Origin of the sequence: Motilibacter peucedani, from assembly GCF_003634695.1 — a bacterium.
Lineage (GTDB): Bacteria > Actinomycetota > Actinomycetes > Motilibacterales > Motilibacteraceae > Motilibacter > Motilibacter peucedani.
In genome coordinates this window covers 102,426-124,138 of record NZ_RBWV01000017.1, presented here as the reverse complement: position 1 = coordinate 124,138, position 21,713 = coordinate 102,426, and the positions used below count along the sequence as shown (strand labels likewise).

The following is a 21,713-nucleotide window of genomic DNA, read 5'->3' as shown; positions in this document are numbered from 1 at the left end:
CCACCCTCGCCCTGACCGGCTACACGGTGGGTTGGGGTGGGACGGGGATGGTGTAGGTGCGGCCGAGTGGTGTGCGGTGGGCGATGGCTCCGTCGGGGGTGGTCCAGGTGCGCCAGCCGTGCCAGGTCTTGAGGTTGTGGTGGCGTCGGCAGCGCGGTCCGAGGTTGATGGTGGTGGTGGGGCCGCCGCGGGCGGGGTCCTGGTGGTTGAACGGTCTTGTGTGGTCCAGGTCGGCGGTCTCGGCGGGTGCGGAGCAGCCGGGGTGTCGGCAGGTCTGGTCGCGGGCGACGACGAAGGCGCGGGTCCGCCCGCTGGGGGTGTAGCGGTGCGGGGTCGCGTCGAGCAGCTGCCCGGTGGCCGGGTCGGTGACGAACCGGGCCCAGGTGCCGTCCGCGGCCAGCGCGCGCGCCATGCCGGCCGGGATCGGGCCGTAGCCGGCGAGCTCACCGGGGTGCTGCGTGAGGCCGAGCAGGGTGTCGGCGCTGATCGTGACCCGCACCAGCGGGCGGGCCGGCTCCGCGGCCAGCACCCCGGGGATGAGTTCGGGGTGGGCGGCGAGCGCGGCGGCGAGCGCGACGAGCGCGTCGGCGCGCTCAGCCGCACCCACCCGCCTGCGTGACCCCGACCGACCCGCGCCCGCTCCGACACCGCCGGCGGTGTCGCCGTCCCGGCTGGTGGTGGCGTCGTTCTCGGTGGTGCTGGTGGTGGCGCGTAGGGCGGTGGCCAGGGTGTCGAGGGCGCCGAGGACGGTCTGCCCGGCCGGGGCGGGCAGCACCGCGGTGATCATCACCAGGGCGTCGGGGAGCGGGACCATCCGCACCCCGACCGACTCGGCCGCGGCGGTGTGGCGGGCGGCGTGCCCGGCCGGGTCGACCCGGGCGACCGCCCGCACCAGCGAGCGCCGCAGCTGCGCCGGGGTCTGCTCCGGCGCGGCGGCAAGTACCCGCGCCTCGACCGCCGCGAGGTGCGCGGGGTCGGTCAGCGGCGCGCACACCTCGACCACCGCCTGGGCGTGCGCCCAGGTCAGCAGGCCGCGTTCGAGCAGCCACCGGGTGCCCGGGTGCGCGGCGTGCAGGCGGGCGCCGCGCTCGAGGCGGGCGTCGATCGAGCGCGGGGAGATCCGCAGCGCGGCGGCGAGCTCACCGGCGGCGGCTTCCGCGCCGGACCAGCGCGGCACCCCCACCGGGTCCGGCGCCGGCATCGAGACCATCAGCGCCCGGGCGCGCTGCACCGCGGTCTCCCGCTGCGCGCACGCCCACGCCGCGACCCGGTCCCACGCCTGCGCGACCCCCACGCTCAGCTCGGCCTCGTCGAGCGCCCGGGACTCGCACCGCGGGCCGCCCGGGTCGATCCACCACACCTCGGCGGCCGGGTCCCGCGGGTCGTCCAGCGTGCACAACGCCGCGACCAGCCCCGGCGAGGGCGCCACCCCGGCCAGCGCCTCGCCCGACACCCGGCCCGGGCCCGCCAGCTGCAGCAAAAGCTCATCGCCCGGCGCCCAGCCCACCCGCCCCGGCTCCTCCGGGAACGAGCCCTCCGGGATCGACGACTCGGGGGTCCACTGCTCGTCGGCCCAGCGCGGGTCCGACCAGTCGACCCACTCCACGAGCTCCGGGTCCACCAGCTCCCCTAACCACGTCGCGTCCGGCGGCGGCATCAGGTCGACCAGAGAAGGCCCCGCACCTCGCTCCACCGCCACCACCCCACCCGCCGTTCGAACGTGTGTTCGAATGCTACCGGAGGGTCGAGGCAGCCGCAAGACCCGAACGGTCGACCGCGCGGGCAAAGCAGCAGCGGGCGGCCACGGCGTACCGCGTGTCAGCGCTCCTGCGGGTAGACCAGCCCGATCTGGCTGCGCACCTCGTCGAGCGTCCGCATGATCGCGACGGTCTCGTCGAGAGGCAGCAGCTCGCTCTCCGGCGCGCCGGACGCCAGGCACCGACCGACCTCGGCCGCCTGGTGGCGCAGCCCGTGGCCCTCGTGCGGCTGGTCGTAGCGCTCGAGCACCTCGCCGTCGCGCGAGGTCACGCGGAAGGAGGTGGGGGTGTACCACGTACGGTCGATCTCGATCCGCGCCTCGGTGCCGTTGACCGCCGCGACGTTGGCCGTGGCGGCCGAGAGCGTCGTGCTGACCAGCGCCGACGCCCCGCCGGCGTGCTCGAGCAGGATCGAGGTGTTGGCGTCGACGCCGGTGAAGGCCTCCGACGACCGCGCGGTGACCCGCGAGGGGGTGCCGAGCACGAACGACGCGAACGACACGGGGTAGATGCCGAGGTCGAGCAGCGCTCCGCCGCCCAGCTCAGGGGCGAACAGCCGGTGCGAGGCGTCCTCCTCGAACCACTGGCCGTGGTCGGCCGTGACGGTCACGACGTCGCCGAGGGAGCCGGAGGCGAGGATCTCGCGCACCCGGCCCATGTGGGGCAGGAAGCGGGTCCACATCGCCTCCATGAGGAACTGGCCGCGCGAGCGCGCGAGGTCGACGAGCTCCTGCGCCTCGGCGGCGTTGAGGGTGAAGGGCTTCTCGACCAGCACCGCCTTGCCGGCCTCGAGGGCCAGGCGCGCGGCGTCGGCGTGGCCGGGGTGCGGGGTCGCGACGTAGACCGCGTCGACGGCGTCGTCGCTCACGAGGGCGTCGTAGCTCGCGTGCCGGTGGGCGTCTGCGACGCGGGTGCCGGTGGACTCCTCGAGGAAGGCCGCGAACGAGTCGGCACCCTCGGACGAGCGCGACCCGACCGCGCCGACCACCGCGTCCGGCAGCAGGGCCAGGTCCTTCGCGAAGGCGCGGGCGATGCCGCCCGTGCCGACGATGCCCCAGCGCACCCCTTCGCCGCTGTCCACCACGTGTGCCTCCTGCTGTGCCGTCGGTAGACCCGGGCAACCGGCACCGGGGTGCGTCGCAGCCTACGGCGCTCGACCCGCCACGAGGAGGGGTACCTCGCAGAGGCACCTAGACTCGAGAGCGAGATGGCGAGCGTCCACGAGAACCCGGTCTCCGACCTGCAGACCCGGGTACGCGGCTTGGCCACCCGCGACGCCCGTCGCCTGCAGCGCCGGCTCGACGGTGCACGCCGCGTGCGCGACGCGGCGCGGCGTACCGGTGCGCTCGACGAGGTCGCGAAGGCCGTCGCGAGCGCCGAGCAGCGGCTCGCGGACCGCGCCGCGACCGTACCCGTCGTCCGCTACCCCGACCTCCCGGTCAGCCAGCGCCGCGACGACATCCTCGCCGCCATCCGCGACAACCAGGTCGTGATCGTCGCCGGCGAGACCGGCTCCGGCAAGACGACCCAGCTGCCCAAGATGTGCCTCGAGCTCGGCAGAGGAGTGCGCGGCACCATCGGCCACACCCAACCCCGCCGCATCGCGGCGCGGGCGGTCGCCGAGCGCATCGCCGAGGAGCTCGGCCAGGAGCTGGGGGAGTCGATCGGCTTCAAGGTCCGCTTCACCGACCGCGGCGGCAGCGACTCGCTGGTCAAGGTGATGACCGACGGCATCCTGCTGGCGGAGCTGCAGAACGACCGCGACCTGCTCGCCTACGACACGATCATCATCGACGAGGCGCACGAGCGCAGCCTCAACATCGACTTCCTGCTGGGCTACCTCAAGCAGCTGCTGCCGCGCCGGCCCGACCTCAAGGTCGTCGTCACCTCGGCGACGATCGACACCGAGCGCTTCTCGCAGCACTTCGACGGCGCGCCCGTCGTCGAGGTCTCGGGCCGCACCTTCCCGGTCGAGACGCGCTACCGCCCGCTCGTGGAGTCGGCCGACGACGACGACGCCGAGGGGACCGAGCCGCGCGACCTGATGACGGCCATCGGCGACGCCGTGCAGGAGCTCAGCGCCGAAGGCCCGGGCGACATCCTGGTCTTCCTCAGCGGCGAGCGCGAGATCCGCGACGCTGCAGACGCTCTCGGCAAGCTCGACCTCCGCTTCACCGAGATCCTCCCGCTCTACGCGCGGCTGTCCGCCGCCGAGCAGCACCGCGTCTTCTCCTCGCACACCGGCCGTCGCGTCGTGCTGGCGACCAACGTCGCTGAGACCTCGCTGACGGTGCCTGGCATCCGCTACGTCGTCGACCCCGGCACCGCGCGCATCTCGCGCTACAGCTCGCGGCTCAAGGTGCAGCGACTGCCGATCGAACCGGTGTCGCAGGCGTCGGCCAACCAGCGCAAGGGCCGCTGCGGCCGCGTCGAGGCCGGCGTCTGCATCCGGCTCTACTCCGAGGCCGACTTCGACTCGCGCCCCGAGTTCACCGACCCCGAGATCCTGCGCACCAACCTCGCCTCGGTCATCCTGCAGATGACGGCGCTGGGCCTGGGCGAGATCGAGCGGTTCCCGTTCGTCGAGCCGCCCGACAGCCGACAGGTGCGCGACGGTGTCGCCCTGCTCGAGGAGCTCGGTGCGCTCGGGCCCGGGGAGGGCTCGAACCGTACGCTGACCGACGTCGGCCGCCGCCTCGCGGCGCTGCCGCTCGACCCGCGCCTCGGGCGCATGGTGCTGGAGGCCGAGCGCAACGGCTGCCTGCGCGAGGTCATGGTCGTCACGGCCGCGCTCTCGATCCAGGACCCGCGCGAACGCCCTGTCGACAAGCAGCAGGCCGCCGACGAGAAGCACGCGCGCTTCGCCGACAAGGAGTCGGACTTCGCCTCGATCCTGCGGCTCTGGGACTACGTGCAGGAGCAGCAGGACGCCCTGTCGTCCAGCGCTTTCCGGCGCCTGTGCCGAAGCGAGTTCCTCAACTACCTGCGGGTGCGCGAGTGGCAGGACGTCTTCTCCCAGCTGCGCCAGACCGCGCGCTCGATCGGGCTCGCCCGCAACGAGGAGCCGGCCGACCCGCAGCGCGTGCACCTCAGCCTGCTCGCCGGGCTGCTCTCGCACCTCGGACTCCGCGACGCGTCGACGCGCGACTACCAGGGCGCGCGCGGCGCGCGCTTCGCGCTGTGGCCGGGCTCGGCGCTGGCGCGCAAGCAGCCGCAGTGGGTGATGGCCGCCGAGCTGGTCGAGACCTCGCGGCTGTTCGGGCGCGTGGCGGCCAAGATCGAGCCCGAGTGGGCCGAGAAGCTCGCCGAGCACCTCGTCAAGCGCACCTACAGCGAGCCGCACTGGTCGAAGGACCGCGCCGCGGTGATGGCCTACGAGCGCGTGCTGCTCTACGGCCTGCCGCTGGTCGCGCAGCGCCGCGTCGGCTACTCGAAGGTCGACCCGCAGCTGTGCCGAGAGATGTTCATCCGGCACGCGCTCGTCGAGGGCGACTGGCGCACGCACCACGCGTTCTTCGAGCACAACCGCAGCCTCCTGGCCGAGGCGGGGGAGCTCGAGCACCGCGTACGCCGTCGTGGCCTCGTCGTCAGCGACGACGAGCTCTTCGACTTCTACGACACGCGCGTCGGCAAGGACGTCGTGTCCGGCAGGCACTTCGACTCGTGGTGGAAGAAGACCAAGCGGGACCAGCCCGACCTGCTGACCTTCACCCCCGAGATGCTCGTGAGCGCACCCGAGGGCACCGACGTCGGCGCCGACTACCCCGACGCGTGGCGGCAGGGCGACCTCGTCTTCCCGCTGACCTACTCGTTCGAGCCGGGCACCGCCGACGACGGCGTCACCGCGCAGATCCCGATCGCCGCCCTCAACCGCGTGCGGGCCGACGACTTCGACTGGCAGGTTCCGGGTCTGCGCGAGCAGGTCGTGACCGAGCTGATCCGCTCGCTGCCCAAGGCGATCCGCCGCAGCTTCGTGCCCGCCCCCAACTACGCCGCTGCTGTGCTGCCCCGGATGGTCCCGCGCAAGGAGCCGCTGCTCGACGCGCTCGAGCGCGAGCTCGAGAGCATGGCCGGCGTGCCGCTCGACCGCGGCGACTGGGACCTCTCGAAGCTCCCCGGCCACCTCCGGATGACCTTCGTCGTCGTCGACGACAAGGGCAAGAAGCTCGGTGAGGGCAAGGACCTCGCTGCCCTGAGGGCGAAGCTCGCGCCGTCGGTGCAGGCGACCCTGTCACGCGCCGGGAGCGACCTCGAGCGCAGCGGTCTCACCGACTGGCCAGGAGGGGTAATACCAGGCAAGACCACTGAGGTGCTCGGCGGTCTCAAGGTCGAGGGCTTCCCCTCGCTCGTCGACGAGGGTGCCACCGTGGCGCTGCGGGTGCTCAGCTCCGCTCGAGAGCAGCACGACGCGATGCCCCTGGGCACGCGCCGGCTCCTCCTGCTCAGCATCCCCTCGCCGGTCAAGCCGGTCGTGTCCGGGCTGTCCAACTCCAGCAAGCTGGTGCTCGCGCGCTCGCCGCACGGCAGCGTGGCCGCCCTGCTCGACGACTGCACCGTCGCGTCGGTCGACGAGCTCGTGCGCCGCCACGGCGGTCCGGCGTGGGACGAGCCGGCCTTCCGCCGCCTGCGCGACGCCGTGCGCGCCGACCTCGCCGACACCGTTCTGCGCGCCCTGGGCGACGTCGAGCAGGCGCTCGACGCAGTGCGCGAGGCGGAGTCGCGCCTGCGGCGCATCACGAGCGTCGCCCTGCTGCCGGCGCTCTCCGACGTGCAGCGCCAGCTCTCCGATCTCGTCTTCAACGGGTTCGTGACCGCCACCGGGCTCTCCCAGCTGCCGCACCTGCCGCGCTACCTGCGGGCCGTCACCCGCCGTCTGGAGCGGTTGCCCGACGACCCGCGCGCCGACGCCGTACGTATGGCGCAGGTCGCCCGCGCCCGCCAGCTCTACGACGACCGCGTCGCCAAGCTGCCGCGCGAGCGGCACGGCGACCCCGACGTCGTCGCCGTGCGCTGGATGCTCGAGGAGCTCAGGGTCAGCCTGTTCGCCCAGCAGCTGGGCACACCGACCCCCGTGTCGGAGCAGCGCATCGCGAAGGCGGTCGCCGCACTGCGGCCGTCGAGTCCGCAGGGCTGATGCACCCCGAGGAAGCCGCTCGTGCCGTGGCGGCGGCCACCGCGACCGCTTCGCAGCTCGGCCTGCCGGTCACCGACACGGTGGTCCTCAACGACTCCGACAAGCTGACCGTGCGCCTCCTGCCGTGCGACGTGGTGGCGCGGATCGCGCCCGAGCGACGGCAGGCCGCGGCGCTGGAGGTGCAGGTCGCGCGCGGGCTCGCCCTGGCGGGTGCGCCGGTGGTGGCGCTCGACCCGCGCGTGGCGCCCGGCGTGCGGCTGCGGAACGGCTTCGTCATCACGCTGTGGACGTCCTACGACGCTGCGACAGGGAAGGCGCTGCCTCCCGGCGACTACGCGGATGCGCTCGCGAGGCTGCACGCCGGGTTCCGCAGACTCGACGTCGACGCGCCGCACGCGGTCCACCGGGTCGAGGATGCACTGCGCGTGCTCCAGGCTCCGGACCGGACGCGGGAGGTCCCTGCCGGTGACCGGGCCCTGCTCACCGAGGTCCTGGGCCGGGGTCGCCGCGTCCTCGACGAGCACAGCGGGCGGCAGCAGCTGCTGCACGGCGAGCCGCACCCCGGCAACGTCCTCGACACCTCTGACGGGCCGCTGTTCATCGACTTCGAGACGTGCTGCCGGGGGCCGGTCGAGCTCGACCTCGCCCACGCACCCGAGGCGGTCGCCGACCACTACCCGGGTGTCGACGAGACCCTGCTGCACGAGTGCCGGCTGCTCGTGCTGGCGATGATCACCGCGTGGCGCCTCGACCCCGCCGACCAGCTGCCGGACGGGCAGCGGCTGGCGGCGCAGTGGCTGGGGCAACTGCGCGCCCTGCTGTGACGCCCGCTCAGCTCCGCGGCGGCAGGCGCAGGGCGCTGAGCCCGCCGTCCACGGTGAGCACCGTGCCGGTCGTCGACCCCGAGAGCGGGCTCCCGAGGTAGGCGATCGCCGAAGCGACCTCGGCGGCAGTGACGAGCCGGCCCATCGGCTGGCGCGCCCGCAGCTGGGCGGCCGCGGCGGCCGGGTCGTCGGCTGCGTCGAGCAGCCGGCCCACCCATGGCGTGTCGGCGGTGCCGGGCGCCACGCAGTTGACCCGGATGCCCTCGGCGACGTGGTCGGCGGCCATCGCGAGCGTCAGCGCGAGGACCGCGCCCTTGCTCGCGCCGTAGAGCGCCCGCTGCGGCAGACCGACGCGGGCGACCACCGAGGAGGTGGCTACCACGGCGGCGGCCCGCGACCGGCGCAGGTGGGGCAGTGCCGCGGCGGTGACCCGGGCGATGCCGACGACGTTGACGTCGAGCACCCGGTGCCACTCGTCGTCGTCGTTGGCCGCGACGTCGCCCTGGGCGCCGATGCCCGCGTTGTTGATGCAGACGTCGAGACCACCGAGCTCGGCGACCACTCGGCCCACGGCAGCGTCCACCGAGGCTCGGTCGGTCACGTCGCACTCGACGCCCAGGTGGCGCGGCTCGGCCGTCGACAGGTCGCGGTCGAGCACGGCGACCCGTGCGCCGCGGTCGGCGAGCAGATCGGCGGTCGCCGCGCCGATACCACTGGCGCCACCAGTGACCACTGCTACCAGTCCCGCGTAGTCATCCATCGTGCCGCCTCCCGCTCAGAGCCTGGGGTCGATGTGGATCTTCGGTCCGCGCCCGGCAGCGGCAAGCCGCTGGCCGGCCAGCGCCGCGGCCGCGCCGTCGAGCCCCACCGTCGCCGCCACCAGCGGCCTCGGGTCGACCCGGCCGTCGGCGTAGTGCTCGATCGCGCCCTCGAAGCCGCCCGAGCCGCTCAGCACGCCGACCGTCGTCACGTCCTTGAGCACCATCGCGCGGGTGTCGACCAGCGACGGCCTCGACGCCAGCCCGATGCAGACGACCCGGCCGCCCGGCTCGACCAGCTCGAGCGCCCTGGCCGGCACCTCGGCACCGTTGCTCGCATCGAGCATCGCGTCGAAGGGCAGCGCGGGCAGCTCGTCGGCCGGCCAGGTGCCCGTGACGCCCAGGCCGCGGGCGAGCTCGAGCGACTCCGCCGTGACGCCCGCGACGTGCACCTCCATGCCGGAGGCCAGCGCGAACTGGGCGCAGAGCAGGCCGATCGTCCCCGGCCCCCAGACGAGCACCCGCCGGCCCCGCTCGGCTCCCGTCGCACGCACCGCGCGCACGGCGTTGGCGCCCGGCTCCACGAGCGCTCCAGCCGTCGCGTCGATGGCGGCGGGCAGCGTACGCAGCGCGCCCACCGGCATGAGCAGCTGCTCGGCGAGCGCGCCGTGCCAGCCGTGGCGGATGCCGACCTCGTAGCGGTCCTCGCACACGTGCTGGCGCCCGTCGAGGCAGCGGGAGCAGCGGCCGCACCCGAGCATCGTGTCGCCCGTGACGCGCCGGCCCAGCCACGCCTCGTCGTCCGAGGACCCGACCGCTGACACCACGCCGCACCACTCGTGGCCGGGACGCAGCGGGTAGGACGCCTGGCCCGAGTGCAGGTAGGTCATCTCGCCGGTCCACAGCTCGTGGTCGGTGCCGCACACGCCCACGCGCTCGACGTCGACGACGGCCTGACGCGGCCCGGCCGACGGCGGGTCGACGTCGACCACCTCCGCGGCGCGCGGGCCCGTCAGGACGAGCGCCCTCATGGCGCGGCGACCACCTGCTGGCGCTGGCTGCCGAGCACGGAGATGCCGAGCTCCATGACGTCGCCGGGGCGCAGGAACACCGGCGGCCGCTGGCCCATGCCGACACCGGGCGGGGTGCCGGTGTTGATGAGGTCGCCCGGCTCGAGCACCATGAACTGGCTCAGGTAGTGGACGATGAAGTGCGGGCCGAAGAGCATCGTCGCGGTCGACCCGGTCTGCCGGCGCACGCCGTTGACGTCGAGCCACATCGGCAGGTCTGCGAGGTCGGGCACCTCGTCGGGCGTCGCCAGCACCGGGCCGCACGGGTTGAACGTCTCGCAGGACTTGCCCTTGACCCACTGGCCGCCGCGCTCCATCTGGAAGGCGCGCTCGCTGACGTCGTTGACGGTGACGTAGCCCGCGATCGCAGCCGCGGCTGCGGCCTCGTCGGGCAGGTAGCGGCAGCGCTGCCCGATGACGATGCCGAGCTCGACCTCCCAGTCGGTCTTCTCGGAGCCGCGGGGGACGTGCACGTCGTCGTCGGGGCCGATGAGGGTGTTGGGCGACTTGGTGAAGACGATCGGCTCGGCCGGCACGGCCTGCCCGGTCTCCGCCGCGTGGTCGCTGTAGTTGAGCCCGATGCACAGGATCTGGTGCGGCCGGGCGATCGGCGCACCCACTCGCTGGCCCGCGACCGGGCGCTGCGTCCCCGCGGCGAGGAGGCGCTCCACGACCTCGGGCAGCCGGCTCATCCCGCCGCTCCCGAAGAAGCGCTCGTCGAAGTCGCCCACCTCGTCGGACACGTCGACGTAGGCGTCGTCGCCCACCCGGACGGCCGCCCGCTCCTCGCCGACGGGGCCGATGCGCATCAGGAACACGGGCGATCTCCTATCGTGGGCCTGCTACCGGAGCCGAGTGCTCCGCAGGCTAACGGAAGGCCCCGATGCCGCGGCACCTCGATCCACAGGACGCCCTCGTGGCGCGCCTGCGGGCCGCCGGGTGCGTGTTCGCCGAGGACGAGGCGGCGCTGCTCACCTCCGCCGCCCGCGACCGCGACCACCTCGACGCGCTGGTCGACGAGCGGGTGGCCGGACGCCCGCTCGAGCAGGTGCTCGGGTGGGTCGAGTTCTGCGGCCTGCGGCTCGCGGTCGCACCGGGAGTCTTCGTGCCGAGGCGGCGTACGGCGCTGCTCGTCGAGCGCGCGGCGGCTCTCGTGCCCGCCGGGGGAGTGCTGGTCGACCTCTGCTGCGGGTGCGGCGCGGTCGCCGCGGCGGTCACCGCACGCGTACCCGATCTCGAGGTCCACGCCGTCGACGTCGACCCGGTGGCCACCGCCTGCGCCGCCGCCAACCTGCTCGGTCCAGGCACTGTCCACACCGGAGACCTCTACGCACCACTTCCCGGCCGGCTGCGCGGCCGGGTCGACGTGGTCGTCTGCAACGCGCCGTACGTGCCCACCGCCGCCATCGAGCTGATGCCGCGCGAGGCGCGCGACCACGAGCCGCGGGTCGCGCTCGACGGCGGCCGCGACGGCGTCGACGTGCAGCGGCGGGTCGCCGCCGGCTCGCGCGACTGGCTCGTCCCTGGGGGCTCGCTGCTGGTCGAGACCGGCGAGGAGCAGGCGCCGCGTACGCTGCGCGCCTTCCGCGACGCCGGCCTGGTCGCGCACGTGGTGCGCTCCGAGGAGCTCGACGCGACGGTGGTCGTCGGCACCCCGCCTACAGCTCGCGGTACTGCATCGGGTTCTTGTGCCGGCTCCCCATGAGGTACCAGGACGTGGCGCCCACGTGCTGGGACTGGGCGTAGCTGAAGCCGAAGCCGGTGTCGAGCAGCGAGCTGGCGGCGACGATGCCACCGCTCACCGGCTGCCCACCGACGGTCTGCCCGCCCCCGAGCGTGGCCTGCACCCCGCGCACCTGCGCCAGCAGCGCCTGCGCCCTCGCGGAGTCGCCCTCCTGGTCCCGGTCCACCAGCGCACAGACCAGCTGGCCGGTCCCCTCGAGCCAGACTCCGTCAGGGTCGACCGGCAGGCCGTTGTAGGACGCGCCGGAGGTCTTGCTGACGTCGCTGAACGTGACGCCGGTGAACGTCGTGCCGGCAGGCAGCTGGCTGCCCGGTGAGGTCGGCGTGTCCGTCACGGCGAGGGTGGACCCCGCCCAGTCGAGGCTCGCGGCGAAGCGGTCGTCGCGCAGGGCCAGCCAGCTCCAGGTCTGCACGTCGAGCGGCTTCGGGCTCGGGTTGATCGCGATGCCGTCGTTGCTGCCGGTGTAGAAGAACCCGCCGCCCGGCTCCCACATCTCCTCGACGAAGGCGAGGGCGTGCTCCGCGTGCTCGGTCCACTGCCCGTCGCCGGTCAGCTCGGTGAGCATGGTGAAGAAGGCGTAGCAGTCGATGTTGTGCTCGGTGGAGTGCGCCAGGACCTTGTGGTTCGCCGCGTCCACCCCGAAGGAGAAGCCGCCGAGCGGCAGCGTGGAGTACGCGTTGTCGACGATCCAGCGGGCGATCCGGACGGCGCCGGCGGTGAACCGCTCCTCCTTCTCGCGGGCGCCGAGCTGGACGAGCGCGATGCCCGGCCACGCCATGTCGCCGACCGCGGTGCCGAGGAAGCCGAACTGCCAGCCGATGTTGGCGTCGCCGTCGGGCAGCACGAACCCGTAGGGCTGCGGGCTGCCGTCGTAGAACGTGTAGGGCCCGACGTTGTAGGCCTGACGCAGCCGGCCGTCGGAGTAGCCCGGGTCGTGGTCCATGGCGTAGAGCAGGCCGTCACCGAGCTGCACGGCCCGGGTCCGTGTGGCCTTGCGCGTGCCGCCGAGGTAGGCGCAGACCGCGAGGGCGTTGTCGTAGACGAACGCCGTGCTGAACAGCCCGTTCTGGTCGGAGTAGCTCTGCGCCAGGCGTGGTGCGCCCGGGCCGGCCCACCGGTCGGTCATCGCGTCGAGGAACGCACAGGCGGCGTCCTGCGACCTGCCCGGAGCGAGTCCGCGGGGCGTGGTCGGCCCTGCCGGCGCTGCGGACGCAGCGGGCAGTCCACCGGCCAGGCCGGCTGCGAGCGCGAGGGAGCCGCCGATGACCGCGCGGCGGGAGAGGAGGGGGGCGGGGTCGTACGTGGCACGCGTCATCGCTGTGCGGCTCCTCGACTAGGTCGACCGGCACACTCCAGACGACCCCGACCGGGTTGTCAAGGGCGTCCGGGTGTTTGCTAGCAGGGTCGTCCCGAGACCCGAGGGAGATCACCATGAGGCGTCGCACCGTCGCGACCGCAGCCGCCGGCTCGGCCGTCGCCCTCTGCCTGGCCGGCGCACCCGCCGTGCAGGCCGCCAGCTCCTACAGCGACCCCGTGCCGCAGGCGCGGGTGTGGGTGACGACCGTCGACCGGGCCGAGCTGCTCCACGAGCGCTCGCCCGTGCCGTTCACCGCCCACGACACCTCGCAGGTCACGATCCGCGTCGACCCCAGCGCGACCTACCAGAGCATGGACGGCTTCGGCGCCGCCCTCACCGACTCCTCGGCCGCCGTGCTGTCGTCGCTGCCGCAGGCGCAGCGCGACGCGACGATGCGCTCGCTGTTCGACCCGGTGCAGGGCATCGGCATCAGCTTCCTCCGCCAGCCGGTCGGCTCGTCGGACTTCACCGCCTCGCCGACGCACTACACCTACGACGACGTCGCGCCCGGGCAGACGGACTTCCCGCTCGCGCACTTCTCGGTCGCCCATGACGAGGCCCAGGTGCTGCCCCTGCTCCGACAGGCCAAGGCGCTGAACCCGTCGCTGAAGGTCATGGCGACGCCGTGGAGCCCGCCGGCGTGGATGAAGACGGGGGACTCGCTGGTCGGCGGCCGGCTGAAGGACGACCCCGCGGTCTACGACGCCTACGCCCGCTACCTGGTGAGGTTCGTGCAGGCCTACGCAGCGGCCGGCGTCCCGGTCGACTACCTCTCGGTCCAGAACGAGCCGCAGAACCGTGCGCCGAAGGCCTACCCGGGCACCGACATGCCGGTGCGCCAGGAGGTCGCCGTCATCGAGGCGCTCGGCCCGATGCTCCAGGCGGCGAGCCCCCGCACCAAGATCCTCGCCTACGACCACAACTGGTCGACGCACCCCGACGACGTGGCCACGACGCCGCCGGGGGAGAGCCCGGAGACCGACTACCCCTACGAGGTCCTCGACAGCCCGGCCGCGCAGTGGGTGGCGGGGACCGCGTACCACTGCTACTCCGGCGACCCGGGCGCGCAGAGCGCCCTGCACGCCGCGCACCCCGGCAAGGGGATCTGGTTCACCGAGTGCTCGGGCTCCCACGGCCCGACCGACACGCCCGCACAGGTCTTCCGTGGCACGCTCACCTGGCACGCGCGCACCCTGACCGTCGGCACCACCCGCAACTGGGCCAAGTCCGTCGTGACCTGGAACGTCGCCCTCGACAGCACCGGTGGCCCGCACAACGGCGGGTGCGACACGTGCACCGGCCTGGTGACGCTGCAGCCCGACGGCTCGGTCACCACCGACGCGGAGTACTACACGATCGGCCACCTGTCGAAGTTCGTGCAGCCCGGGGCCGTGCGCATCGCGTCGAGCTCCTACGGCACGCCGGGCTGGAACGGCCAGCTCACCGACGTCGCGTTCCGCAACCCCGACGGCTCCACCGCCCTCGTGGTGCACAACGAGAACGACGACCCCCGCAGCTTCACCGTGGCGCAGGGCGGTCGGTCGTTCGACTACACGCTGCCGGGCGGGTCGCTCGCGACGTTCACGTGGCCGCGCAGCCGCGTGCTCGACGACAAGCTCGACCTGCTCGACACCTCCGGCGCGACCGCCACGGCCAGCCCGGCCGGCGAGGGCCCGGCGGCCGCGGTCGACGGCGACGGCTCGACGCGGTGGTCGAGCGGCCAGGCGCAGGCGCCCGGGCAGCACCTCACGGTCGACCTCGGCGAGCGCACGCACTTCCGACGGGTGTCCGTCGACAGCGGCGGCAACCTCGGCGACTACGCCCGCTCCTGGGCGCTGTCGGTGAGCGACGACGGCACGACCTGGCGCACGGTGGCCACCGGGGTCGGCACAGGCCAGGTGACCGACGTCGACGTGCCGCGCACCCGGGCCCGCTACGTGCGCATCACCTCCACCGGCTCCAGCGGCAGCTGGTGGAGCATCGCCGACCTGCGCTTCTACGACTGAGCGGGTCGCTCGAGGGACGGTCTCCTCACGCGCCGGAGCGCCCGGGCGTGCGGAGACCGTTGCACGAACGACAAGCGGGCCGCATCGAGCCGAAACGGCGCGTCCCTAGCGTCCGGCACATGACAGCAACCACGCAGCCACAGCTCGACCTTCAGCCGACCCGCCTCGCCGTCCCGGCCCAGCGCCGGGGCCGGTGGATCGAGGACTGGCGCCCCGAGGACCCGGTGTTCTGGGCCGCCACCGGCGAGCGGGTGGCCCGCCGCAACCTCGGCTTCTCCATCTTCAGCGAGCACATCGGGTTCTCGGTGTGGTCGATGTGGTCGGTGCTCGTGCTCTTCCTCGGGCCGAAGTACGGCTTCACGCCCGCTCAGAAGTTCCTGCTCACCTCGACGCCGACCGCCGTCGGGTCGGTGCTGCGCCTGCCCTACACCTTCGCCGTGGCGCGCTTCGGCGGCCGCAACTGGACGGTCGTGTCGGCGCTGCTGCTGCTCGTGCCGCTCGTCGCCGGTGCCGCGGTGCTGCGGCCGGGGGTCTCGTTGGGCACGCTGCTGGTCGTGGCCGCGCTGGCAGGCGTCGGCGGCGGCAACTTCGCGTCGTCGATGACGAACATCAACGCGTTCTACCCCGAGCGCAAGAAGGGCTGGGCCCTCGGGCTCAACGCCGGGGGCGGCAACGTCGGCGTCGCGGTCGTGCAGCTGGTCGGCCTGCTCGTGCTGGCCACGGCCGGCAAGGAGCACCCGCGGATCCTGCTGGGCGTCTACCTGCCGCTCGTCGTGGTGGCAGCGCTCGGTGCGGCCCTCACGATGGACAACCTCGCCCAGGCCCGCAACGAGAAGGGCGCGATGCGCGAGATCCTCTCCGAGCCGCACACCTGGGTCGTCTCGCTGCTCTACATCGGCACCTTCGGCTCGTTCATCGGCTTCGGCTTCGCCTTCGGCCAGGTGCTGACCGTGCAGTTCCACTCCGAGTTCGACACGCCGGTCAAGGCGGCCTCGCTCACCTTCCTCGGCCCGCTGCTCGGCTCGCTGGTGCGGCCGCTGGGCGGCCTGCTCGCCGACCGGTTCGGCGGGGCTCGGGTGTCGCTGGCCAACTTCGCCGCGATGGCCGCCTCAGCGGTCGTCGTCCTGGTCGCCTCGACACAGCACTCGCTCGGCTTCTTCCTCGTCGGGTTCGTCGGGCTGTTCACCTTCTCGGGCATCGGCAACGGCTCGGTCTACAAGATGATCCCGGCGCTGTTCCGCGCGAAGGCCTCGGCGGCGAAGGCAGCCGGTGCCGACCCGCAGCAGCAGGACTTCCTGGCGCGTCGCCGCTCCGGCGCCCTCATCGGGCTCGCCGGCGCGATCGGCGCCTTCGGCGGCGTGCTGGTCAACCTCGCGTTCCGCCAGTCGTTCCTCGACACCGGGGCCGGCGACCGCGCCTACGTCGCCTTCCTCGCCTACTACGCGGTGTGCTGCGCCGTGACCTGGGCCGTCTACGTCCGGCCGCGCCCGGGCCGTCCGGCCGTCTGACCGCCGGGGCGGGTGGCGCGGCGTACGGGCCGGGTGCGAGAGTGACCGCGTGCTCCGGGTGGCCGTCGTCGGCTCCGGCCCGGCGGGGATCTACGCCGCCGAGTCGCTGGTGGCGCACGGGCCGGCGCAGGTCGACGTCTACGACCGCGTGCCCTGTCCCTACGGCCTGGTCCGCTACGGCGTGGCACCCGACCACGAGAAGATCCGCTCCATCAGCGCCTCGCTGGCCAAGGTCTTCGACTCCCCGGACGTCCGGTTCCTCGGCAACGTCGAGGTCGGCACCGACATCACGCTCGAGGAGCTCGGCGCGCGCTACGACGCCGTCCTCGTCTCGTCGGGCTCCTCCGCCGGACGCGGGCTCGGCATCCCAGGCGACGGGCTCCCCGGCAGCTTCACCGCCACCGAGCTGGTGTCGTGGTACTGCGGCCACCCCGACACCCGCATCGACGCCTTCACCGACACTGCCCGGCACGTCGTCGTGGTCGGCATGGGCAACGTGGCCGTCGACGTCGCCCGCATCCTGCTCCGCCCCGCCGACGAGCTCGCCCGCACCGACGTGCCGCCGCACGTTCTCGACGTGCTGCGCGCCAGCCCCATCGAGTCGGTCTCGCTGGTCGGGCGGCGCGGGCCGGCCGAGGCGCGCTGGACGACCAAGGAGCTCAAGGAGCTCGGCTCGCTGACCGGCGTCGACGTCGTCGTCGAGCCGGCCGAGCTCGCGGTCGACGCGGCGGGGGAGCAGCGGCTCGCCGCAGAGCCCGGCGCACGGCGCAACCTCGACGTCGTGCGCGAGTGGGCGCAGCGCCCGCGCGCCGGCGCCAGCCGTACGCTGCGCGTCCGCTTCCTCCAGCGCCCGGTCCGGGTGCTGGGCACCGAGCGCGTCGCGGGCGTCGAGCTCGAGCGCTGCGTGCTCGACGGGCACGGCGGCGCCACCGGCACCGGCGAGACCGAGCGCGTCGAGGCCGGCATGGTGGTGGCGTCGGTCGGCTACCGCGGCGTGGCCGTGCCGGGTCTGCCGTTCGACGAGCGCTCCGGCACGATCCCGCACGAGCGCGGACGGGTCGTCGACGCGGCCGGCGAGCCGGTGCCCGGCGTCTACGTCGCCGGCTGGATCAAGCGCGGCCCCAGCGGCGTCATCGGCACCAACAAGCACGACGCCCACGAGACGGTGGCGACGCTGCTCGAGGACGCCGCGGCCGGCCGGCTGCCTCAGCCGGGTGGGACGGGCGACGCGCTGGAGCTGCTCGCCTCGCGCGGCGTCCACGTCGTCACCTGGTCGGGGTGGCGCGCGATCGAGCAGGCGGAGCTCGCCCTGGGCGAGAGCCTCGGCCGCGGGCGCACCAAGATCGTCGGCCGCGACGACCTCGTCGCCGCCGCCCTGCGCGCCGCCGGGGCCTGACGCCGAGGCACCAGGGACGCCCCGGCACACTGTCGGGGTGGGCGTACGCATCGAGCAGGTCGACTGGGACGACGAGCGGGCGGTCGAGCTGCGCCGCCAGATGGACGCCGAGATGCTCGAGCGCTACGGCGACCGGCCCAACCCCGACCCCGACGCGGTCGCGCGTGCTCTCCACGTCGAGGCCGCCGACCTCGCTGCCACCCTGCTCGCGCTCGACGACGACGGCAGCGCCCTGGGCCACGTGGCGGTGCGCCGGCACGGCGACGAGTGGGAGCTCAAGCGGCTGGTCGTCACGGGTGCGGCCCGCGGCCGCGGCGTCGCCACCGCACTGGTCGACGCCGGGCTCGAGGTGGCGCGCGCCGGCGGGGCAGCGCGGATGATCCTGCAGACCGGTGACCGGCAGCCGGACGCGGTGGCGCTCTACGAGAAGCTCGGCTGGACGCCCATCCCGATCTACCCGCCCTACGAGGTCGTGCCGTTCTCGCTCTGCTTCGAGAAGGTCCTCCGGCCGGAGCAGGAGCAGGGTCGCTCTCCGAGGAGCAGCGCAGAAACGCAGGAGCGCCGGGGCACCCCGGGCCGGTAGCCTGGGCAGCGCCGCGCTGCCGGGCCGCCAGGAGCAGGCGCCCGGCTACGACGCCGAGCGCTTCCCACGCTGCAGCCCCCGACTCCGGAGCATCCCTGTGCCTGCCCGTCCCGCACCGCTCGACTGGCGACGGCTCGGACGCCGCGGGCTGACCGTGGCGCTGGTGCTGCTGACCCTCGCCGCGGCGGCCGAGACGGCCGGAGCCGTGGTCGGCGGCCGCCTCGCCGGCGGCACCGGGTCGCGCTGGGCGCTGGTCGCCGTGCTGGCCGTCTTCCTGCTCGGCTCGGGGGTCCTCGACGCGCTCGGGGCGACCGTCGCCTCCGACGTCGTCGGCCGCGCCGAGCACGTGCTGCGCGTCGACCTGCTGGGCGCCGCGCTCGGCCAGCCGCTGCGCACCCTGCAGGAGCAGGCGGTCGGCGAGGTCATCGACCGCGTCGACGACGACGTCAACCAGACCGGCCGGCTGATGCGCACGACCGGCGTCAACGTCGTACGCGCCCTGCTCCGCAGCGTGCTCGCCTGGCTCGTCGCCGGGCTGAGCTGGCCGGGCTCCTGGGTCGCGTTCCCCCTGGCCGCAGGTGCGGCGTGGCTCGGCGCACGCCCGAGCGCCCGGATCATCGCCGAGCGCAAGCTGGCCGAGGAGATCGCCTGGTCGGAGCACGCCGCCCAGTTCGAGGAGGCGGTCGCCGGGCGCGACGACGTGCGGACCGCGCTCGGCCAGGCGCACGTGCTCAGGCAGTACGCGTCGCGCTGCGCCGCGCTCTTCGAGCGGGTACGCGCCACCGCCACCGCCTCCGGCACCACGACCCTGCGCACCGGGCTGGTCGTGCAGGGCATGCTCGCGGCGCTCGCAGTGGGTGGCGTGGCGCTGGTCTCGAGCAGCACGCTGGAGGTCGGCGGACTGGTGACGATCTGGCTGCTGGCCAGCAGCTTCGTCGGCCAGCTCAACCAGGTCGCGCACCACCTGCCAGAGATCCAGGCCGGCCTGGGAGCGCTCACGCGCATCAGCAGCCTGCTCGAGACGCCGCAGGAGCCGGTGGGCGGACGGCCGCTCCCGGACGCACCCGCCGACGTCCGCTTCCGCGAGCTCACCTTCGCCTTCGCCGACGAGGAGGGCCCGTCCTTCGCGCTGCGCGACGTCGACCTGGTCGTGCCCGCCGGCACGACCTGCGCCCTCGTGGGCCGCACCGGGTCGGGCAAGTCGACGCTGACCTCGTTCGTCTCGCGCGCCGTCGAGCCGCCGCCCGGCACCGTCCTCGTCTGCGGGCAGGACGTGTGCGACACCGAGCTCGAGTCCCTGCGCCGCGCCGTCGGGGTCGTCACCCAACGCACCGAGCTGCTCGCCGCCTCCCTGCTGGAGAACGTCACGCTGTTCGCGCCGGTGGCGCGCGAGCAGGTCGAGGCCGCGTTCGACGCGCTCGAGCTCGGCGAGTGGCTCGCTGCGCTGCCCGACGGGCTCGACACCCTGCTCGGCCCCGACGGCGTGACGCTGTCGGCGGGGGAGCAGCAGCTGGTGGCGTTCGCGCGGCTGCTGGTCCGCGACGTCCGCGTCGTCGTGCTCGACGAGGCGACCGCGCGCATGGACCCCGAGACCGAGCGCCTGGTCGTGCGCGCCTCCGAGAAGCTCCTCGCGGGGCGCACCGGCCTGGTCGTGGCCCACCGGCTCGCCACGACCGAGCGCTGCGACTCGGTCGCCGTGCTCGACGCCGGCCGAGTGGTGCAGAGCGGCCCGCGGGCCGTGCTGGCCGCCGAGCCGGGCCCGTTCCACGAGCTGCTCGCGGCCGCCGGCGTCGAGCAGACCACCGGCGAGCGCGCAGCGCCGCTGAGCCGCACCGAGCGCCGGCGCGAGCCGCGCCCGGTGCACCCCGTGCGGCCGAGCCTGCCCCGCACGATGCTGCGGGTGCTGGGCACCCACCGGCGCTGGGGCCTGCTCGGGGCCATCGGCTTCGGGCTCACCTCGCTGGTCGGCGTCTCGGGCGCCTTCACCGGCTGGCTGTGGGGCAAGCTCGTCGCCGACCTGCGCGCCGGCCAGACGCCGTGGGCGGCCGCGACCGTGCTCGCCGTGTGCGTCATCATCGGCCCGTTCGCGGTCGCCTTCGCCGTGCGCATCTACCCGCTGTGGTGGGTCGGGGTGAGCCTGCGCCTGCGGCTCGCGGTGCTGCGCGGCCAGACCATGCAGCAGCGGCTGGAGCAGTCGTCGGCCGGCGAGGTCACCGCGCGCGCCCTCGACTCCGACCGGCTGGTCTGGTACGCCGACCGCTGGGTCGACATCGTCCTCGCCGTCGTCGCGGTGACCGCCACCGCGATCCTCAGCGGCAGCTGGCTGGCTCTCGCAGTGGTCGCTGGTGTGCTGCTGTTGTCTGCACTGGTCTCAGCGGGTGGCGCGCCGCTTGCCGGCCGGGCCGCGCGACTGGCCGGTGACCAGCGCGCGGAGTTCGGCCGTGCTCTGGCCTCCGCGCTGGAGGCGAGCCGCACGATCAAGCTCGCCGGCGCGACCGCGGCGGTCGAGCACCACCTGCGCTCGGTCGACCGGCGACGGATCGCCGTCCACATCCGTGAGTGGCGCGTACGCACGCTGCTCAACGGCGTGCCGCAGGTGCTCGTGCAGGGCGGCGTCGTCGCCGCGTGGGCGGCCTACGCCGCCGGGCAGTGGGGTGTCGCCGGCGCACTGCTGGTCGCGACGTCAGTCAGCGGCTACGGCTGGTTCGGCATCGTCATGGGCGCCGCCGTCACCGAGGCGCCCGTGGCCAACCGCTGGCTGCAGGCGGCGGCGCAGTACGCCGGCACGCCCGACCTGGTGAGCCTGCCGCCGGGCGTCGACCTGGTGAAGGGCACCGCCCCGCTGCCCGAGAGCCCGTCGCGGGTGCCGCTGCGCCGGCTGCAGCTCGAGGGCTTCACCGCCGTGCACGACGACGGGACCGTCGGCGTCGAGGAGGTCGACCTGACCGTCGACCGCGGCGACGTCGTGCTGCTCGCGGGCCGCGTCGGCTCCGGCAAGTCGAGCCTGCTGCGCAGCCTCGCGGGCCTCGTCGACCACGAGGGCCGGGTGCTCTGGAACGGGCAGGAGGTCACCTCGCCCGAGGACTTCCTGCGCCCGGGGCAGGTCGCCTACGTCGGGCAGGTGCCGCGCGTGCTGTCGGTCTCCTTCGTCGACAACGTCACGCTCGACCACGACCGCAACGCCAAGCCGGCGTTCGAGACCGCGCGGCTGCACGCCGACCTCGCCGCGGCGGGCGGCGACGGCGTGGTCGTCGGGCAGCGCGGCGTACGCCTGTCGGGCGGTCAGGTGCAGCGCCTGGCGCTCGCGCGGGCGCTGGCCGCAGAGGCCGAGCTGCTCGTCGCCGACGACGTGTCGAGCGCGCTCGACGCCCGCACCGAGCTCGAGCTGTGGGAGGGGCTGCGCCGCAAGGGCACCACGGTGATCGGCACCAGCTCCAAGCGCTCGGCGCTGGCACGCGCCGACCGGGTGGTGGTCCTGGAGGACGGCCGCGTCGTGGCGAGCGGCACGTGGGGCGAGCTGGCCGAGCGGTGGGGGCACCTCGCCGCCTGAGGTCCGGCCCGCTGGCGAGGAGCCGT

General features: G+C 74.2%; 14 protein-coding genes. 8 read left to right on the top strand and 6 right to left on the bottom strand.

The genetic code is table 11. The annotated features are described in order from the left end of the window. Positions 1 to 19: 19 nt before the first annotated feature. Together CLV35_RS19195 and CLV35_RS19185 are read right to left on the bottom strand one after the other, a co-directional pair. On the bottom strand, positions 20 to 1,693 hold the full coding sequence (locus tag CLV35_RS19195; protein WP_183062082.1) for an HNH endonuclease signature motif containing protein: 1,674 nt from the start codon (positions 1,691 to 1,693) through the stop codon (positions 20 to 22). A gap of 125 nt (positions 1,694 to 1,818) precedes the next feature. Beyond that, on the bottom strand, positions 1,819 to 2,838 hold the full coding sequence (locus CLV35_RS19185) for a Gfo/Idh/MocA family protein (protein WP_121195209.1): 1,020 nt from the start codon (positions 2,836 to 2,838) through the stop codon (positions 1,819 to 1,821). 126 nt (positions 2,839 to 2,964) lie between these two features. Here CLV35_RS19185 and hrpA point away from each other — a divergent pair, with 126 nt between their 5' ends. Together hrpA and CLV35_RS19175 are read left to right on the top strand one after the other, a co-directional pair. Next, on the top strand, positions 2,965 to 6,891 hold the full coding sequence (gene hrpA, locus CLV35_RS19180) for an ATP-dependent RNA helicase HrpA (RefSeq protein WP_121195116.1): 3,927 nt from the start codon (positions 2,965 to 2,967) through the stop codon (positions 6,889 to 6,891). Further along, positions 6,891 to 7,715 (top strand): phosphotransferase, encoded by an 825-nt coding sequence (locus tag CLV35_RS19175; protein ID WP_121195115.1) that lies wholly within the window; start codon positions 6,891 to 6,893, stop codon positions 7,713 to 7,715. The genes hrpA and CLV35_RS19175 overlap by 1 nt, the downstream gene beginning before the upstream one ends. A gap of 7 nt (positions 7,716 to 7,722) precedes the next feature. Here the strand turns inward: CLV35_RS19175 and CLV35_RS19170 are convergent, their stop codons facing one another. The 3 genes from CLV35_RS19170 to CLV35_RS19160 are packed head-to-tail and all read right to left on the bottom strand — an operon-like array spanning position 7,723 to position 10,361. Further along, positions 7,723 to 8,475 carry an SDR family NAD(P)-dependent oxidoreductase gene (locus tag CLV35_RS19170; RefSeq protein ID WP_121195114.1) on the bottom strand — a complete coding sequence of 251 codons (753 nt, stop codon included), beginning with the start codon at positions 8,473 to 8,475 and terminating at the stop codon, positions 7,723 to 7,725. Between the two features lie 15 nt (positions 8,476 to 8,490). Then, a complete protein-coding gene (locus tag CLV35_RS19165; RefSeq protein WP_121195113.1) occupies positions 8,491 to 9,504 on the bottom strand; it encodes a zinc-dependent alcohol dehydrogenase in 1,014 nt (337 codons plus the stop codon). Next, entirely contained in the window at positions 9,501 to 10,361 is an 861-nt protein-coding gene (locus CLV35_RS19160; protein WP_121195112.1) for a fumarylacetoacetate hydrolase family protein, read from the bottom strand. The genes CLV35_RS19165 and CLV35_RS19160 overlap by 4 nt, the downstream gene beginning before the upstream one ends. Positions 10,362 to 10,426: 65 nt before the next feature. Here CLV35_RS19160 and CLV35_RS19155 point away from each other — a divergent pair, with 65 nt between their 5' ends. Continuing rightward, a complete protein-coding gene (locus tag CLV35_RS19155; protein WP_121195111.1) occupies positions 10,427 to 11,248 on the top strand; it encodes a putative protein N(5)-glutamine methyltransferase in 822 nt (273 codons plus the stop codon). On the opposite strand, the gene CLV35_RS19150 is transcribed toward CLV35_RS19155, so the two are convergent. Further along, entirely contained in the window at positions 11,202 to 12,602 is a 1,401-nt protein-coding gene (locus CLV35_RS19150; RefSeq protein WP_121195110.1) for a Tat pathway signal sequence domain protein, read from the bottom strand. The genes CLV35_RS19155 and CLV35_RS19150 overlap by 47 nt on opposite strands. A 116-nt stretch (positions 12,603 to 12,718) precedes the next feature. Between CLV35_RS19150 and CLV35_RS19145 the strand changes: the two genes are divergently transcribed. From CLV35_RS19145 to CLV35_RS19125, 5 genes are all read left to right on the top strand, one after another. Beyond that, positions 12,719 to 14,650: a discoidin domain-containing protein gene (locus tag CLV35_RS19145; protein WP_121195109.1), complete on the top strand. Its 1,932-nt coding sequence runs from the start codon at positions 12,719 to 12,721 to the stop codon at positions 14,648 to 14,650. 119 nt (positions 14,651 to 14,769) lie between these two features. After that, on the top strand, positions 14,770 to 16,158 hold the full coding sequence (locus CLV35_RS19140) for a nitrate/nitrite transporter (protein ID WP_121195108.1): 1,389 nt from the start codon (positions 14,770 to 14,772) through the stop codon (positions 16,156 to 16,158). 49 nt (positions 16,159 to 16,207) lie between these two features. Then, on the top strand, positions 16,208 to 17,554 hold the full coding sequence (locus tag CLV35_RS19135) for an FAD-dependent oxidoreductase (protein WP_121195107.1): 1,347 nt from the start codon (positions 16,208 to 16,210) through the stop codon (positions 17,552 to 17,554). 37 nt (positions 17,555 to 17,591) lie between these two features. After that, positions 17,592 to 18,137 (top strand): GNAT family N-acetyltransferase, encoded by a 546-nt coding sequence (locus CLV35_RS19130; protein ID WP_231122067.1) that lies wholly within the window; start codon positions 17,592 to 17,594, stop codon positions 18,135 to 18,137. A gap of 97 nt (positions 18,138 to 18,234) precedes the next feature. Beyond that, positions 18,235 to 21,687 (top strand): ATP-binding cassette domain-containing protein, encoded by a 3,453-nt coding sequence (locus CLV35_RS19125; protein ID WP_231122066.1) that lies wholly within the window; start codon positions 18,235 to 18,237, stop codon positions 21,685 to 21,687. Positions 21,688 to 21,713: the final 26 nt, after the last annotated feature.